This window comes from Pseudomonas sp. Irchel s3f19 (assembly GCF_900187555.1).
Lineage (GTDB): Bacteria > Pseudomonadota > Gammaproteobacteria > Pseudomonadales > Pseudomonadaceae > Aquipseudomonas > Aquipseudomonas capeferrum.
Genome location: NZ_FYDW01000017.1, coordinates 97,758 through 114,364, shown reverse-complemented (window position 1 = coordinate 114,364; position 16,607 = coordinate 97,758). Strand labels below are relative to the sequence as shown.

The window sequence follows — 16,607 nt, the reverse complement described above, 5'->3', positions numbered from 1 at the left end:
CGCTGAGCGAGAAGTGGATCAAGCGGCAGGCACATGTCAGCGTTAAAGATCTGGAGGCGTCGATCGAGTACTACCTGGAAACCTACAACCAGAACCCGAAGCCATTTCGGTGGCACAAGAAGGCCGAGGACATCCTTGCCTCAGTCGCTCGCGCGGCGCGAGCGCTGGGCAAATGATTTTCAGCGGTATTTCTGAAACTCCACACTAGGTTGGGTCCGAAGGTAGACGGTTAAAACGTCATCTTGACCTGCAACCCAGCCGCTAGCGCATTGCCTCTTTGCTTGCCAAAGAAAGCCCCAGGCTCGATGTAGTACTGCACGTCCGGGCGCAGCAGTAGCCACGGTGTTACTTGTGCACCGTAATTGAGTTCCAGTACTTGCTCCCCGCTATCGAGCCCGGTAATGACGGCAGTGTCATCTGAGTAGGCCGCAGCAGCTTCCTGCACACCCCGCGTGCGCGGGTTGATAACGGCGCGGCCATAGCCAAAGGAAATGGAGTCTTGCGGGCGGCTGGCAAACGGCTTTTGTTTAACCAGGCCCAGCGAGTACCAGCGGCGCATTGGCGAGGTCGCGGCGTTGCTGGTGGCTGCTTGCCCGAACAACCTCAGCACACTGGCCGGGTCTTGCTCGTCGCGCCAGATCGCCTGATCCACCAGCAGGTAAGCGCCTGTACGGCTGCTGCTTTTGCCGGTGCCGCCAATCTTGGCGTAATCGGACGTGTCGTAGTACCAGCCAACTTTGTATTGGCCATTGAGGAATGCACGGTTATTGATGATCGCCTCCAGCGGCAAGATAGCGCCCGTCGTGCCGTTGCTGGGCATAGCGAACGCTTTGGAGACGCGCGCGTTGTACCCCGGGTTGACCTGGAACAGTGCCGTTTGCAGCGTCAGCGACGGGTTGACGTCATAGCGCAACTCGCCCCCCCAATGTGCGGTCGGGTAGTTGCCCCAGCCACTGCCGCTGGACATGGTCAGCGGATGCGCACAAAAGCCTGCACTGACAAAGTTGGCGAGGATCGGCATGCCGCCGAAATCGGTGCCCATGACCATGTAACCGAGCTTGGTGGACAGGTCGGGCGAGAACAGCGTGCGCTGGTAACTCAACTCGGTCAGCCGCGTATATTCGCCCCCGTAGACCTCTTGCGCGGACATGCGGTTGCCAATCAGGTCTTCGGTGGCGCTGTGGCCGCGACGATCGTTGAGCAGTACTTGCACGCGCCCGGCATCTGGGGTGTCGAGCAGTTTGCTCAAATCAAACTGAGCGCCCAAACGTATCTGTTGTGCATAGCGAGTACCGCGTTTGATACCGCCATGCAGGTTGGAAATGGTTTCCGAGGTGTAGTCGCCCGTCAGCTTGATACCCTGGTCTTCCAGCCTCTGACGCTGCCCGCCCCAGTTACCGGTGAGTGTAGGTTGGGTCATCAGGTGGGCAGTATCGGCCAATGCGCAGGGCAGTGGCAGAAGGCAAAGCGATAAACCGCTGCACAGGCTGCCGGCCAGCACGGCGCGGAGGGGTAATGACATTTTGCGCGGGTTCCTTGCTTGAGAAGTCGTTGAACAGTTCTGGCTTTTGCGTGATGGGCTGACTGGCGGGAAAAAAAATCCCCGCGAGCGGGGATTTTTCGTAGTGCACCAGAGCCGTTACGGCTTGCTGCCGTCAGGCAATGCGTAAGCGATGATGTAATCGCCCACATCTGGCGAGTGGCTCATGCCGCCAGCGGAAATCACCACATACTGCTTGCCGGTCGTGGGGGACTTGTAGATCAGCGGCGCTGCTACGGCACCTACTGGCAAGCGGGCCTTCCACACTTCTTTGCCGGTTGCCGAGTCGAGCGCACGCAGGTAGTAGTCCTGGGTGCCCGCGAAGAACACCAGGCCGGATGCCGTCGAAGTAGGGCCGCCGAGTGTCGGCATACCCAAAGGGATCTGCAGGTGCGTCTTGATGCCCAGTGGGCCGGTATCCTGAACCGTGCCCAGTGGCACCTGCCACACCAGTTTCTGGGTGTTGAGGTCAATCGCGCTCATGCTGCCAAACGGTGGCGTATTGCACGGTACGCCCAGTGGCGACTGGAGGATGTCGATCTTCACACCGCCATAGATGCCCGCGACCTGCGGCCGAATAGTGCCCATGAAGCCAGGCACCTCATCGGTCGACACTTTGTACTTGCGGGTGTTTTCCTGGGTTACCAACGACATGCGCAGTGGCATACGCATGTCGTTGACGAACATCATGCCGGTGTTTTCATCAATAGAAATGCCACCCCAGTTCATGCCACCCAACAGCCCTGGCCATTCGATGTACGGCTTTTCAGAGGGCGGTGTGAACGGGCCGACATACACCGAGTCCTTGAACATGATCCGGCAGTAGAGCTGGTCGAAAGTGGACACACCCCACATCGATTGCTCGGTCAGCGGGTCCGCGCCAATGACGGGCATACCCGCCGAGTACGGCTGGGTCGGTGACAGGTGTTCGCCTTCTGCGGCCGGTGAAGTGGGAACAGGGCGCTCCTGAACTTCAGTGACCGGCTGGCCAGTGCGGCGATCCAGCACGAAGATATGGCCGGTCTTGGTGGTCTGGATCAGCACCGGGGTCTTGGTGCCTTGGGCGTTTTTCATCTCGTACAGCACGGGTTGCGAAGGCAGGTCGTAGTCCCAGACATCATGATGGACAGTCTGGAAAACCCACTTGGCCTTACCTGTCGATGCATCGACCGCGACAATGGCTGTGCCGAACTTTTCTTTCACCTGGTTACGGTCGCCACCCCAATAGTCAGGTGGGCCATTGCCGGTAGGCAGGTAGACCAGATTCAGTTCTTTATCGTAGGTGGGAATGGTCCATACGTTAGGTGTTTCAAGCGCGAACTGATGGTCAGCCGCCGCAGTGTCGGTACCCTCAGGCGCACCGACATCCCAGGCCCATACCAACGAACCGCTCAGCACATCGAATGCACGCACGGCACCAGAAGGCTCGCCGGCCACGATGTCACGTACCCAGCCCCCCACCACTGTGAGGTGGCCCATGACCACAGGCAGAGACGTCGGGTGGTAGCGCTTGCTGTTTTCCGTTGGCCCCATGCCCTTCTTGAGGTCAACGTAACCGTCCTCGCCGAAGTTGGGGCAAAGGGTGCCGGTGTGTGCATCCAGGGCAAACAGCCGGGCATCGACCGACGATACCAGGATGCGCTGGCGGCATTGCTGGTCGCTGGCGTGAGAGGCTTTTACCTCGGCGCTGAGGCTGTCGTCCCGGTCGATGTCGTAATAGCCCACGCCACGGCAGGTCACATGCTCTTCGCTTTTGGCGTGAGGGTCGAACTTCCAGAGGGGTTTGCCGGTATCGCCATCAAGCGCGGTGATCAGGTTTTCCGGCGTGCACGAGTACAGGACGTTGCCGATCTGCAATGGCGTGTTCTCGTCGACACCCGCACCTGGGCCGCTGGTTCTGCGGCCGGTCCGGTAGGTCCAGGCAACTTGCAGGTCCTTGACGTTTTCCGGGGTGATTTGCGTGTAGGGCGCGAAGCGCGTGCCCGAGGCGCTGCGCCCAAAGAACTCCCAGTTTTCCGGGGCTGTGGAGGCAGCGTCTGGGGTTGTCAGGCTACCTGCTGCGATGGGGTTCGAGATGCCGCCATGTGGGAAGAAGGCGGCGATGAACGTGGCGATCAATGCCAGCAACAGGGCAAACCCGGAGCGATTGGCGGTTCGGCGTGTGCTCGAAGAGGTAGTGGGCAGTGCAGCGCCCACCCACAGGCTCAGGGTCAGGATGATGGCCGGGACCACCAGACGCGGCAGCAGTGGCCAGTAACTAAGTTGCCCCACTTCGTAAAATGCCCAGGCGCAGGTGGCCAGGAATATCAGAATCGAAAGTACAATACTGATACGCTTGCGCAAGCACACGGCTACGGCCAACACGGCGTAGGCAAGCCCCGCCAGCAGGTAGTAACTTGACCCGCCCAGTGCCAATAGTTTGCAACCGCCGTAAATCAAACCCAGCGCCACACACATTACAAGTAGCGCAAATAGCAGTCGAGCGGCACTGCTTAACGAGCGCCTCCCCGCGTTGGAACACGTGTCATCCGTCATGGTTGTGTAAGCTCTGTGGGTATATGCATGGTTGTTCCATCAGGGCGCAAGCACGCCGCCAGAGAAGTCAGGCTGCGCAGCCTGCCAATAGCAAGAATCGCCAAGATCATCAGCGTTGGATGAAAGGTCAGTTATTCAGGCAGGCCGCTAGAACGGCCCTGTTGGCACGAAACTTTGTAAAACGAACAATTATTCAACGTCAGCAACCTGAATACCGAGGTTTGACGTTGCTTAAATGATAAGTCCGACTATCCCCAGGATAAACCAACGCGTCTGCAACAGCTTTTATACGAACCTGTAACAATGACAAAGCCGCGCCATCGCGCGGCTTTGTCATTTCAACTTGGTCAGGCTTTGCAGATCAAGATTGCATCTTCGATACGGCAGCTTTCCTGTTTACCGTCATACCCCCAGTGAATGGAGGGGAGCGGGCCGCTTGCCACAGAACTGCCATCTTCGTTGAACACTTCAATAACCGCGTTCCACAAACTTGTGCGAGGTGTTTCGCTGCCGGGGTCCAGGCATAACAGGTGAGTGATCTGGAAATCACCCTCGTTTTCATAACCCTGATAACCGACCACCATCATCCAGTGGCCACTGCCACCAGGCCAGCGCACCCCGATAATCGGGGCAGACATGCAGTCGATTGAATCCTGGACCTGTTGAACAATGTCTTTTTTACTGCCAGTAACGTACTCAGCGCCCACCCCCACACCACTGAAGCACTCGACCAGCCTCAGCATGTCCTTGTGGTCGGTGCCTTCTGAAACCAGTGCGCCCAAACTACGTATTTCGGAACGAAAACGCCCTTCGCGGCTGTTGCCATGCCAGAGATACATGTTCCTGGCTTCGCCATAACCCATGACGCCCAGGGTAATCAGGGCCATCACCACACTGTATGGGCCACACGCACCGTCCAGTCCACCTTGGCGCAAATGCACCAACTGACCGCCACGAGCATAGGTCAGCGGCCCATCCGGGGAGACCATCAACCAGGGGCTGACTGTCATCTTGTTCATAGCGCGAATCCTTGCATGACGTGAGGTTAAATCGCAGTGAGCGGGGCGGCGGAAGATATCAATCGGCCACCATTCCGTCCACGCAGATCAACCGGCCGGCAAGTTTGCTGAAGATCAACGACCAAGGATTACAGGGTGGTTACGCGCATTTCTGCTTGGCGGGGGTTGTAGAACGTGGTGTCAGCCGGAATATCGCGCATCACCAGCGACATGGCCCCAATCACCACGTTATCGCCAATGCTGATCCGGTCGGCAACAATGCAGCTGCTGGCGCCCAGGCTGACGTTATCGCCAATGCGCAGCGCATACGCCTGCAGCCCAAGGGTCTTGATGCCGATCGAGCAATTCTGCCGAATGAAGAAATTGCGCCCGATGCTCACGTGACGGGTAATCACCACGCCAGGCAGGTGGGCGATGCGCAGCCCGGGCGCGATCTGTGCGCCGATGTCGATGTCTACGGCATACTTCAGATTAAGCCGCTGCTGCATGCGCTTGGCGTGCCGCCGGCCCAGGCCGCCTCGTGCATCCAGATACTGGGCCAGGCGGAAGGCGAAGAGAAAGCGCAGCTTGTTATCCTTGCGGGCGCGGCGCAGCACGTTGAACAACAGGCTGATACGGCGCCCGGGCTTTTTCTTGTTGGAGACTTCCAGTCGCCAGCATTCGAGCAGGTTTGCGAGGTTCATGGCGTGGCTCCACTGCGTACGGCCTGCCATGATGCCGAAACAAAGCCAGCGACGCAGCCTTGCCCTGGCGGCCACTGGCTGGCTAGGCTAGCGGGCCCACTGTAGAGACTTGCCATGTCGGATGCCCGCCCCATCACGCTGGATGAAATCGATCGCCAGCTGATCGCCCTGCTGCAGATCAATGCCCGCGAAAGCGTTGCCACCCTCGCCCGCCTGCTCGGTATCGCGCGCACCACGGTCAACTCGCGCCTGGAGCGGCTGGAGAAGAACAAGGTGATCTCAGGCTACGGCGTGCGCCTTGGCCAGCACGTGATCGGGGGTGGTTTGCAGGCGTATGTCGGGATCAAAGTGCAGCCCCGCTCCGGCAAGGAAGTGGTGCGGCGCTTGAGTGCCATGGGGCAGGTGCAGCAATTGTGCGCGGTGAGTGGCGAATTCGATTATGTGGCCTGGCTGCGGACCGATTCGCCAGAACAACTGGACCAGATGCTCGACCAGATCGGCAGTGTCGACGGGGTGGAAAAAACCACTACGTCGATCATCTTGAGCAGCAAGGTCGACCGCGGGCAGCCGCTCTGAAGTGGCTGGCGATCAGGCTTACTGACTGGCGAGTATGCCTCCTAAACCGTGGATTCTCCCGCCACGCTGGCCTGATTCGTCACAATGACTTTAATTGGATACATTTCGACCAAAACCACTACATTCCTCCAACACTCTGCACCTTAATTACGAACACCCCGCTCCCTAAAATGACCCCCAGGCATCTCCTATACTCAGGCTCCGCCCTCCGCGCAGCCCCTCTGGCAAGGTCACTTCATGAACAACAAGAACCGCCACCCCGCCGACGGCAAAAAACCCATCACCATCTTCGGCCCGGACTTCCCCTTCGCCTTCGATGACTGGCTGGAACACCCGGCTGGCCTGGGCAGCATCCCTGCCCAGCGGCATGGCGAAGAAGTGGCGATCGTGGGTGCCGGTATCGCCGGCCTGGTGGCGGCCTACGAGCTGATGAAGCTGGGCCTCAAACCAGTGGTCTATGAGGCCTCGAAGCTCGGTGGCCGGTTGCGCTCGCAAGCCTTCAACGGCACCGACGGAATCATCGCCGAGCTCGGCGGCATGCGCTTTCCGGTTTCTTCAACGGCCTTCTACCACTATGTGGACAAGCTGGGCCTGGAGACCAAACCCTTCCCCAACCCGCTGACGCCGGCCTCCGGCAGCACGGTGATCGACCTGGAAGGCCAGACCTACTACGCCGAGAAAGTCGCCGACCTGCCTGAGCTGTTCCATGAAGTGGCCAACGCCTGGGCCGACGCGCTGGAGAGCGGCGCTCAATTTGCCGACATCCAGCAGGCGATCCGCGACCGTGATGTACCGCGCCTCAAAGAACTGTGGAACACGCTGGTGCCCCTGTGGGACGACCGCACCTTCTACGACTTCGTCGCCACTTCGCGCTCATTCGCCAAGCTGAGCTTCCAGCACCGGGAGGTGTTCGGCCAGGTCGGCTTCGGCACCGGTGGCTGGGACTCGGACTTCCCCAATTCGATGCTGGAAATCTTCCGCGTGGTGATGACCAACTGCGACGATCACCAGCACCTGGTGGTGGGCGGCGTGGAGCAGGTGCCGCAAGGTATCTGGCGGCATGCGCCAGAGCGCTGCGCCCACTGGCCTGAAGGCACCAGCCTCAGCTCGTTACACGGGGGTGCGCCACGCACCGGGGTCAAACGCATCGCCCGTGCCGCCGATGGCCGGCTTGCGGTCACCGACAACTGGGGTGATACCCGCCATTACGCCGCCGTGCTCGCCACCTGCCAGACCTGGCTGCTGACCACCCAGATCGACTGCGAAGAATCGCTGTTCTCGCAGAAGATGTGGATGGCCCTGGACCGCACCCGCTACATGCAATCGTCGAAAACCTTCGTCATGGTCGACCGCCCGTTCTGGAAGGACAAAGACCCGCAAACCGGCCGCGATCTGATGAGCATGACCCTCACCGACCGCCTCACCCGGGGTACCTATCTGTTCGATAACGGCGACGACAAACCCGGTGTGATCTGCCTGTCCTACGCGTGGATGAGCGATGCGCTGAAAATGCTCCCGCACCCGGTCGAAAAGCGCGTGCAACTGGCCCTCGACGCCTTGAAGAAAATCTACCCGAAGACCGATATCGCCGGGCACATCATCGGCGACCCGATCACCATTTCCTGGGAGGCCGACCCGCACTTCCTCGGCGCCTTCAAGGGCGCGCTGCCGGGCCATTACCGCTACAACCAGCGCATGTACGCGCACTTCATGCAGCAGGACATGCCCGCCGAACAACGCGGCATGTTCATCGCCGGTGACGACGTGTCGTGGACGCCGGCCTGGGTAGAAGGCGCGGTGCAGACTTCGCTCAATGCCGTGTGGGGTATCATGAACCACTTCGGTGGCCAGACCCACCCGGACAACCCAGGCCCAGGCGATGTGTTCGATGAAATCGGCCCTATCGCGCTGGCCGACTGAAACAAGGAGGCGCCATGCGCATCGCTCTGTTCCAAGGCGCACCCAACCCACTGGACGTGCCAGGCAACCTGCAACGGCTGCAGCACCAGGCCCAACTGGCGGCTGAGCGCGGCGCTCAACTGCTGGTGTGCCCGGAGATGTTCCTGACCGGCTACAACATCGGCCTGGCCCAGGTCGAACGCCTGGCCGAGGCCAGTGATGGCCTAGCGGCCATGAATGTGGTGGAAATCGCCCAGGCCCATCGCATCGCGATCGTCTATGGCTACCCGGAGCGGGGCGATGACGGCGCGATCTATAACAGCGTGCAACTGATCGATGCCCAGGGTCGCAGCCTGTGCAACTACCGCAAGACGCATCTGTTCGGGGAGCTTGACCGGTCGATGTTCAGCGCAGGCGCCGATCACTTCCCGGTTGTGGAACTGGATGGCTGGAAAGTCGGCATGCTGATCTGCTATGACATCGAGTTCCCGGAGAACGCCCGGCGCCTGGCGCTGGCGGGCGCGGAACTGATCCTGGTGCCGACGGCGAACATGACGCCCTACGATTTCATCTGCCAGGTGACGGTACGGGCACGCGCACAGGAGAACCAGTGCTACCTGGTGTATGCGAACTACTGCGGGGCCGAGGATGAAATCCAGTATTGCGGGCAGAGCAGCATCATCGGCCCGGATGGCAGCCTGCTGGCCATGGCCGGGCGGGATGAATGCCAGTTGCTGGCGGAGCTTGCGCATGAGCGCGTGATAGAGGGGCGCAAGGCATTTCCCTACCTGACCGATTTGCGCCAGGAGCTGCATCTGAGTAAAGGCTGACCGGAGCCCCTCATGCCTGACGCTACGCGCCACCTCACCCTCGCCAACGGCCTGCAGCTGACCCTGCGCCATGCCCCGCGCCTCAAGCGCGCGGCGGCGGCGTTGCGGGTGCACGCGGGTAGCCACGATGCCCCGGCGCAATGGCCTGGGCTGGCCCACTTCCTTGAACACCTGTTCTTCCTCGGGACCCGTACATTCGCGCAGCAGCATGGGCTGATGCGCTACGTCCAGTCCCTCGGCGGCCAGGTCAACGCCAGCACCCGTGAGCGCACCACCGACTTCTTCTTCGAAGTCCCACCGGCGGCGCTGGCCGGTGGGCTGGAGCGCCTGTGCCAGATGTTGGTCGAGCCCGACCTTGGCATCGAGCGCCAGCGCCAAGAGCGTGAGGTGATTCACGCCGAGTTCATCGCCTGGTCACGTAACCCGCAGGCACAACAGCAGTTCGCCTTGCTGCAGTCGGTTTCGCCGCAGCATCCATTAAGCGGCTTTCATGCCGGCAACCGGTTTACCCTTGCCCTGCAGGACCCCGCGTTCCAACGGGCTCTCGGGATGTTTCACCAACGCTTCTACCAGGGCGGTCAGGTCACCCTGAGCCTGTGCGGCCCACAACCCTTGGATGCACTGGAGCGCCTGGGCCGGCAATTTGGCAGCCTGTTCCCGGCCGGTGGGCGTGTCGAGCAAGCAATGCCGCCGCCGCTGCTGGCGGCCGATCAGCCGTTCATCTTCGCCCATGAAGGCCTGCCCGAAGGTGGCGAACGCGCGCTTGGCTTACTGATCGACCTGCTAGGCGACAGCCGCCCGGGCGGATGGCTGAACGCGCTTCGCCAGCGCGGCTGGCTGCGGGGAGTCAAAGCCGAACCGCTGTATGCTTTCGCCGGGCAGATGCTCTGGCACATCGACTTGCAGCTCGGTACCGACGCCTCTGTCGACGAAGCTATCGCATTGCTGCACGGCTGGTTCGGCTTTATTCGCCAGAGCGACCTGCAGCACCTCAATGCCCAGTTCGGCCAACTGCAACGCAGCCGCGAGCGGGCCGCCAGCCCGCTTGAACTGGCACGACGGGACAGCGCAGACCAGCCTTTCGCAGCACTCGACAAGCAAGCTTTACGCGCACTGGAGGCACTGCTTGCCAGCCTCCCTTACGCCAGCCATGGTCAATGGCAGATACCCGCCGCCGACCCTCTGCTGACGGCCGAGCCGCTCGCCGCAAAGGCACCGTTACCCGCGGCATTGGCCATCAGCGACGCGCTGCCACCGACACGCGAGTACGCGGCGCTGTACCTGCGCTGGCACCTGCCTTCACCTCTTCGACGTGCGCTGTTTCCCATCCTGTGCCAGGCCTTGCGTCCCTTGCAGGAGCGCGCCGAACAGGTGGCGTTGCAACTGCAGTTCAGCGAAGCTGGCGAGTATTGGCAGCTACGTTGCGCCGGCCAACCCTCAGCGGTGCTCCGCGCCGTCGATGAAGCCCTCGCCTTGCTGAACGCGCCCTCACACGATAGCTGGCAAGGTCAGCCGAACCCAGAACCCGCGCAGATCCCGATCAGAGCCCTGCTCAAGCAACTGCCTGACGCCATTCTTGGCAGCAATGCCGAGCCGTTGCCGCCTTGCACACTCGACCAGCCACTGCTTGACCAGGTATGGGCAACTGCCCGCTGGCACGGCCTGGCGCTGGGCTTTGAAGAATTGGCCGCCCTTGGCGCCGTGCTGGGCGCCTGCCCAGGCCAGGGCGCCACAGCGACGCCACTGCCCATTTGGCAGGGCCGTCGCTGGGTTGACACTGCGCTCGCAGGCAGCGAAAACGCCCTGCTGCTGTTCTGCCCGGTGGCGGCCAACCAGCAAGCCAGCGGCCGCCTGCTCGCCCAGTTGTTGCAAGGGCCGGTGTACCAACGCCTACGGGTGGAGCTGCAATTGGGCTACGCCGTTTTCAGCGCCTTCCGTCAGATAGAAGGCTGCAATGGCCTGCTGTTCGGCGTGCAGTCGCCCCATGCCAGCCATGCCGAAATACTCGCTCACCTGCATGCGTTGCTAAGCCAGGGCGTGACACTGGACTGCACCGCCCGGCAAGCCTTGGCCGAGCAGTTCGTCGAATCGGCCATGGCCAATGCCGAGGTGGCCGAGTGGGCATGGCAGGCACACATGGCGATACAATCCGACAGGCTGAATGACCTGCACCGGTCTATCCTGATGACGCAACAGGCCGATCTGGACGTGCTCCTAGGCAGCCTTCTTGCCCACCGCGCCCCTTGGCTCTGCCTGGCCAATGCGGCCGCACCAGGCCCAGCTTGGTGAAGAGCAAAGGCGTATTGTTACGTGAACTGCAAGGGCGCTTTTCCAATAATTAACCTTTCAGTACAAATTTTTCTTGTAAGATAGCGCAATCTCAGTCAAGGGAACCTCCGGCGCCCGGCGGTACCCAACAAGTAGCTGACCAACCCAACCCGTTCGGAAGGAGTCATCCCATGTGGACCAAACCTGCATACACTGATCTGCGTATCGGCTTCGAAGTCACCATGTACTTCGCCAACCGCTAAGCTCTGCTTACGGTTCGACGCCTCGGCCCGCCGGGGCGTTTGTGTTTTTCGGATACGGTTTTCCGGTAGAGAGTGGCCATGTACATCCAGATTCTCGGTTCCGCCGCCGGCGGCGGCTTCCCCCAGTGGAACTGCAACTGCGTCAACTGCAAGGGCTATCGCGACGGCAGCCTGCGTGCCACGGCGCGCACCCAGTCGTCCATCGCGCTGTCCGACGACGGCGAGCACTGGGTCCTGTGCAACGCCTCGCCCGATATCCGCGCCCAGCTTCAGGCCTTTGCGCCGATGCAACCGGCCCGCGCCCTGCGCGATACCGGCATCAATGCCATCGTCTTGCTCGACAGCCAGATCGACCACACCACCGGCCTGCTCAGCCTGCGCGAAGGCTGCCCGCATCAGGTCTGGTGCACCGACATGGTCCACCAGGACCTGACCACCGGCTTCCCGCTGTTCAACATGCTCAGCCACTGGAACGGCGGCCTGCAGTGGAACCGCATCGAGCTGGAAGGCAGCTTCGTCATCGACGCCTGCCCCAACCTCCGGTTCACCCCCTTCCCCCTGCGCAGCGCCGCGCCGCCCTATTCACCGCACCGCTTCGACCCTCACCCGGGCGACAACCTGGGCCTGCTGGTCGAAGACACCCGCACCGGCGGCAAGCTGTTCTACGCCCCAGGCCTTGGCCAGGTCGACGACAAGCTGCTGGCGATGATGCACGGCGCCGACTGCCTGCTGGTCGACGGCACCTTGTGGGAAGACGATGAAATGCAGCGCCGTGGCGTCGGCACCCGCACCGGCCGCGAGATGGGCCACCTGGCGCAGAACGGGCCAGGCGGCATGCTCGAAGTGCTCGATGGCTTCCCGCGCCAGCGCAAGGTACTTATCCACATCAACAACACCAACCCGATTCTCGATGAAGACTCGCCTGAACGGGCCGAGGTCCAGCGTCGGGGCGTTGAAGTCGCCTTCGATGGCATGAGCATCGCGTTGTAAGGAGGCCTGATGAGCGACCCATTGCCGATGTCCCCTGCCGAGTTCGAGCAGGCCCTGCGCGCGAAAGGCGCCTACTACCACATTCATCACCCCTATCACGTGGCGATGTACCAGGGCCGCGCCACCCGCGAGCAAATACAGGGCTGGGTAGCCAACCGCTTCTACTACCAGGTCAACATCCCGATGAAGGATGCCGCGATCCTGGCCAACTGCCCGGACCGCGAAGTGCGCCGCGAGTGGATCCAGCGCCTGCTCGACCACGATGGCGCCCCTGGCGAAGACGGGGGTATCGAAGCCTGGCTGCGCCTTGGCCAGGCCGTTGGCCTGGACCCTGAGCAACTGCGCTCCCAGGAGCTTGTGCTGCCCGGCGTGCGCTTTGCCGTAGACGCCTACGTCAACTTTGCCCGCCGCGCCAGCTGGCAAGAGGCGGCCAGCAGCTCGCTGACCGAGCTGTTCGCCCCGCAGATCCACCAGTCGCGCCTGGACAGCTGGCCACAGCACTACCCCTGGATCGACCCGGCCGGCTACGAATACTTCCGCACCCGCCTGGGCCAGGCCCGGCGTGATGTCGAGCACGGGCTGGCGATTACCTTGCAGCACTACACCACCCGCGCGGGCCAGGAGCGTATGCTGGAGATCCTGCAGTTCAAGCTGGATATCCTCTGGAGCATGCTCGATGCCATGAGCATGGCCTACGAGCTGAACCGCCCGCCTTATCATTCGGTCACCCAGGAACGGGTCTGGCACAAGGGGATCGCCCTATGAGTTTCGATCGCAAGCAGGTGCCGAACTGGCGCCCCGGCTACCGCTTCCAGTACGAGCCGGCCCAGAAAGGCCATGTGCTGCTGTACCCCGAGGGCATGATCAAGCTCAACGACAGCGCCGCGCTGATCGGCGGCCTGATCGACGGCCAACGCGACGTCGCGGCGATCATTGCCGTACTGGCCCAGCAGTTCCCGGATGTCCCGGAAGTGGCCGACGACATCGAGCAGTTCATGGAGGTGGCCCGTGGCGAACACTGGATCGTCCTCGCCTGACCTGCCGGCCACGCCTGAGGTCGGCCTGCCGCTGTGGTTGCTGGCCGAGCTGACCTACCGCTGCCCGCTGCAATGCCCGTACTGCTCCAACCCGCTGGACTTCGCAGCCCAGGGCCAGGAGCTGAGCACCGCGCAGTGGTTCAAGGTGATGGCCGAGGCGCGCGAAATGGGCGCCGCGCAGATCGGCTTTTCCGGTGGCGAACCGCTGGTGCGCCAGGACCTCGCCGCGCTGATCGGCGAGGCGCGCCGGCTGGGCTACTACACCAACCTGATCACCTCGGGCATTGGCCTCACCGAAGCGCGCATCGCCGAGTTCAAGACCGCCGGCCTGGACCACATCCAGATCAGCTTCCAGGCCAGCGACGAGCAGGTCAACAACCTGCTGGCCGGCTCGAAGAAGGCCTTCGCGCAGAAGCTGGAGATGGCCCGTGCCGTAAAAGCCCACGGCTACCCGATGGTGCTCAACTTCGTTACCCATCGGCACAACATCGACAAGATCGACCGCATCATCGAGCTGTGCATTGCGCTCGAGGCCGACTTCGTCGAGCTTGCCACTTGCCAGTTCTATGGCTGGGCGCACCTCAACCGCCTGGGGCTGCTGCCGACTCGCGCACAGCTGCAGCGGGCCGAACGTATCACCAATGAATACCGTGACAAGCTCAAGGCCGAAGGCAACCCGTGCAAGCTGATCTTCGTCACCCCTGACTACTACGAAGAACGCCCCAAGGCCTGCATGAATGGCTGGGGCAACCTGTTCCTCACCATCACCCCGGACGGCACCGCCCTGCCCTGCCACGGCGCCCGCCAACTGCCGGTGCAGTTCCCCAACGTGCGTGACCACGACCTGCACCACATCTGGTACGACTCGTTCGGTTTCAACCGCTTTCGCGGTTACCAATGGATGCCTGAGCCCTGCCGCTCCTGCGACGAGAAGGAAAAGGACTTCGGCGGCTGCCGTTGCCAGGCCTTCATGCTCACCGGCGATGCCAGCAACGCCGACCCGGTGTGCGCAAAATCGGCGGATCACGGCATCATCCTCAAGGCCCGCGAGGAGGCAGAAACCGCCCAACTCGCCATTGAAGAGATGACCTTCCGCAATGATCGAAACTCCCGTGTCATCGCCCGCGGCTGAATTCAGCGCAGCCCAGGCCGTCGCCGCTGGTACCGACTTCGCCGAGCTCAAGGTCGGCCCCACCGGGTTGTTCTGGAACGAGTTTCGCCCGGCCGACGGTGCCTGCCGAATCTGGCACTGGCATCAACACCAGGCCCAGTGCCTGACGCCGGATGGTTTCAGCGTGCGCAGCCGGGTTTACGAATATGGCGGGGGCAGCTTTTGCCTCGGCGGTGAAGGGCTGGTCTTCGTCAACGAGAAAGATCAGCAGCTCTATACCCAGACGCTGGACGGTGCCGTACCCAAGCGGCTTACCGACGACCAGCAGTGCCGCTACGGCGATGTGCACTGGCACGACGGCCAAGTGCTGGCGGTCGAAGAGCGCCATGGGCAAACCGTGGAGCATCGCCTGATTGCCCTGCGCGAAGGCTCGCGCGAGGTGCTGGCTGAAGGCGCCGACTTCTACGCATCACCCACCGTGAGCAGTGATGGGCAGCGCCTGGCCTGGGTCGAATGGGACCGCCCGGCACAACCCTGGACACACACGCGCCTGCTACTTCGCCAACGCGACAGCAGCGGCGCATGGGGGCCTGCGTGTTGCGTGGCAGGCCAGGACGAGTCTCTGCAACAACCGCGTTTCGACGCGCAGGGCCGCTTGTATTGCCTGTCTGATCGCGACGGTTTCTGGCAGCCCTGGGGGGAAGTCGACGGGCACTGGCAGGCCCTGCCCGCCGAACCCGCCGACCATGCCTCGGCGCCCTGGCAACTTGGCGCCAGCAGTTGGCTGGCCCTGGGGCCGCAAAGCTATGTGGCCAGTTGGTTCGAGGGCGGTTTTGGGCAGTTGGGGCTGCGCACCGCCGAGCAACCGGTAGAACGTTTCGCCAGTGCCTACACGCGCTTTCGCAGCCTGGCCATGGATGACGGGCACCTCTATGCCATCGCCGCATCCCCCGTCAGCCCGGCGGCAGTCATTGCCATCGACCGCAGCAATCACGAGGTACGCGTGCTGGCAGGGGGTGCCGAGGTACTGCCCGCCGAAGCCATCAGCATGCCGCAGTCCATTCGCTACACCAGTGGCAACGGCATCGCCCATGGCTTCTTCTACCCGGCCATGCACGCCAAGGCGCCCGCGCCCCTGGTGGTGTTTATCCATGGCGGGCCGACGTCGGCCTGCTACCCGGCGCTCGACCCCCGCATCCAGTACTGGACCCAGCGCGGCTTCGCCGTCGCCGACCTGAATTACCGGGGCAGTACCGGCTATGGCCGGGACTATCGCCAGGCCCTGCACCTGCACTGGGGCGAGCGGGATGTCGAGGATGCTTGCGCGGCGGTCACGCACCTGGCCGGGCTGGGGCTGATCGACCCGCACAAGGCCTTCATCCGCGGTGGCAGCGCGGGCGGTTACACCACGCTGTGCGCCCTGGCGTTCCACGACGTGTTCCGAGCGGGGGCCAGCCTCTACGGGGTCAGTGACCCCATTGCCCTGAGCCGCGCCACGCACAAGTTTGAAGGGGATTACCTGGACTGGTTGATCGGCGACCCACTGCAAGACGCCGAGCGCTATCACGCACGCACGCCACTGCTGCATGCCGCGCAGATCAAGGTGCCGGTGGTTTTCTTCCAGGGTGAACTAGATGCTGTGGTGGTGCCGGAGCAGACGCGCCTGATGCTCGATGCACTGAAGGCAAATGGCATAGAGGCCGAAGGGCACTTTTATGCGGGGGAGCGACACGGGTTCCGACAGGCAGAGAACCTGGCGCATGCGCTGGAAGAGGAGTGGAGGTTCTATTGCCGGGTGTTAGGCCAGGTCCCTCACTGAATCTGGCCTTTCGTCGCTAAAAGGGCCGCAACGCGGC

The 16,607-nt window shown here is 62.3% G+C and carries 14 protein-coding genes and 1 pseudogene; 11 read left to right on the top strand and 4 right to left on the bottom strand.

The window, feature by feature from the left end; translation table 11 throughout:
• A pseudogene (locus CKW22_RS25400) lies at positions 1-176 on the top strand (IS630 family transposase); the annotation flags it as partial.
• Between the two features lie 53 nt (positions 177-229).
• Here the strand turns inward: CKW22_RS25400 and CKW22_RS25395 are convergent.
• The 4 genes from CKW22_RS25395 to CKW22_RS25380 form a co-directional block, all read right to left on the bottom strand.
• The gene (locus tag CKW22_RS25395; RefSeq protein ID WP_095065471.1) at positions 230-1,522 is read right to left on the bottom strand and encodes a carbohydrate porin; all 1,293 of its coding nucleotides are present in this window, start codon (positions 1,520-1,522) and stop codon (positions 230-232) included.
• Positions 1,523-1,639: 117 nt separating this feature from the next.
• Positions 1,640-4,075 carry a membrane-bound PQQ-dependent dehydrogenase, glucose/quinate/shikimate family gene (locus tag CKW22_RS25390; protein WP_095065469.1) on the bottom strand — a complete coding sequence of 812 codons (2,436 nt, stop codon included), beginning with the start codon at positions 4,073-4,075 and terminating at the stop codon, positions 1,640-1,642.
• 347 nt (positions 4,076-4,422) lie between these two features.
• Positions 4,423-5,094 carry a hypothetical protein gene (locus CKW22_RS25385; RefSeq protein WP_033703068.1) on the bottom strand — a complete coding sequence of 224 codons (672 nt, stop codon included), beginning with the start codon at positions 5,092-5,094 and terminating at the stop codon, positions 4,423-4,425.
• Between the two features lie 128 nt (positions 5,095-5,222).
• Positions 5,223-5,777 carry a serine acetyltransferase gene (locus CKW22_RS25380; RefSeq protein WP_095065467.1) on the bottom strand — a complete coding sequence of 185 codons (555 nt, stop codon included), beginning with the start codon at positions 5,775-5,777 and terminating at the stop codon, positions 5,223-5,225.
• Between the two features lie 114 nt (positions 5,778-5,891).
• Here CKW22_RS25380 and CKW22_RS25375 point away from each other — a divergent pair, with 114 nt between their 5' ends.
• The 10 genes from CKW22_RS25375 (at position 5,892) to CKW22_RS25330 (ending at position 16,570) form a co-directional block, all read left to right on the top strand.
• A complete protein-coding gene (locus CKW22_RS25375) occupies positions 5,892-6,353 on the top strand; it encodes an Lrp/AsnC family transcriptional regulator (RefSeq protein ID WP_033703070.1) in 462 nt (153 codons plus the stop codon).
• 237 nt (positions 6,354-6,590) lie between these two features.
• Positions 6,591-8,273 carry an NAD(P)/FAD-dependent oxidoreductase gene (locus CKW22_RS25370; protein ID WP_047583699.1) on the top strand — a complete coding sequence of 561 codons (1,683 nt, stop codon included), beginning with the start codon at positions 6,591-6,593 and terminating at the stop codon, positions 8,271-8,273.
• 14 nt (positions 8,274-8,287) lie between these two features.
• Entirely contained in the window at positions 8,288-9,082 is a 795-nt protein-coding gene (locus tag CKW22_RS25365; protein ID WP_095065465.1) for a carbon-nitrogen hydrolase family protein, read from the top strand.
• Between the two features lie 12 nt (positions 9,083-9,094).
• Complete coding sequence (pqqF, locus tag CKW22_RS25360; RefSeq protein WP_047583698.1) at positions 9,095-11,371, top strand: pyrroloquinoline quinone biosynthesis protein PqqF; 2,277 nt, start codon at positions 9,095-9,097, stop codon at positions 11,369-11,371.
• Between the two features lie 170 nt (positions 11,372-11,541).
• Complete coding sequence (gene pqqA / locus CKW22_RS25355) at positions 11,542-11,613, top strand: pyrroloquinoline quinone precursor peptide PqqA (protein ID WP_003243383.1); 72 nt, start codon at positions 11,542-11,544, stop codon at positions 11,611-11,613.
• Positions 11,614-11,691: 78 nt separating this feature from the next.
• A complete protein-coding gene (gene pqqB, locus CKW22_RS25350) occupies positions 11,692-12,603 on the top strand; it encodes a pyrroloquinoline quinone biosynthesis protein PqqB (RefSeq protein WP_033703075.1) in 912 nt (303 codons plus the stop codon).
• 9 nt (positions 12,604-12,612) lie between these two features.
• Positions 12,613-13,368: a pyrroloquinoline-quinone synthase PqqC gene (gene pqqC, locus CKW22_RS25345; RefSeq protein WP_047583697.1), complete on the top strand. Its 756-nt coding sequence runs from the start codon at positions 12,613-12,615 to the stop codon at positions 13,366-13,368.
• A complete protein-coding gene (gene pqqD, locus CKW22_RS25340; RefSeq protein ID WP_033703078.1) occupies positions 13,365-13,640 on the top strand; it encodes a pyrroloquinoline quinone biosynthesis peptide chaperone PqqD in 276 nt (91 codons plus the stop codon). Before pqqC ends, pqqD begins: the two co-directional genes overlap by 4 nt.
• Positions 13,612-14,772: a pyrroloquinoline quinone biosynthesis protein PqqE gene (gene pqqE, locus CKW22_RS25335; RefSeq protein ID WP_033703079.1), complete on the top strand. Its 1,161-nt coding sequence runs from the start codon at positions 13,612-13,614 to the stop codon at positions 14,770-14,772. Before pqqD ends, pqqE begins: the two co-directional genes overlap by 29 nt.
• Complete coding sequence (locus tag CKW22_RS25330) at positions 14,738-16,570, top strand: S9 family peptidase (protein WP_095065463.1); 1,833 nt, start codon at positions 14,738-14,740, stop codon at positions 16,568-16,570. The genes pqqE and CKW22_RS25330 overlap by 35 nt, the downstream gene beginning before the upstream one ends.
• Positions 16,571-16,607: the final 37 nt, after the last annotated feature.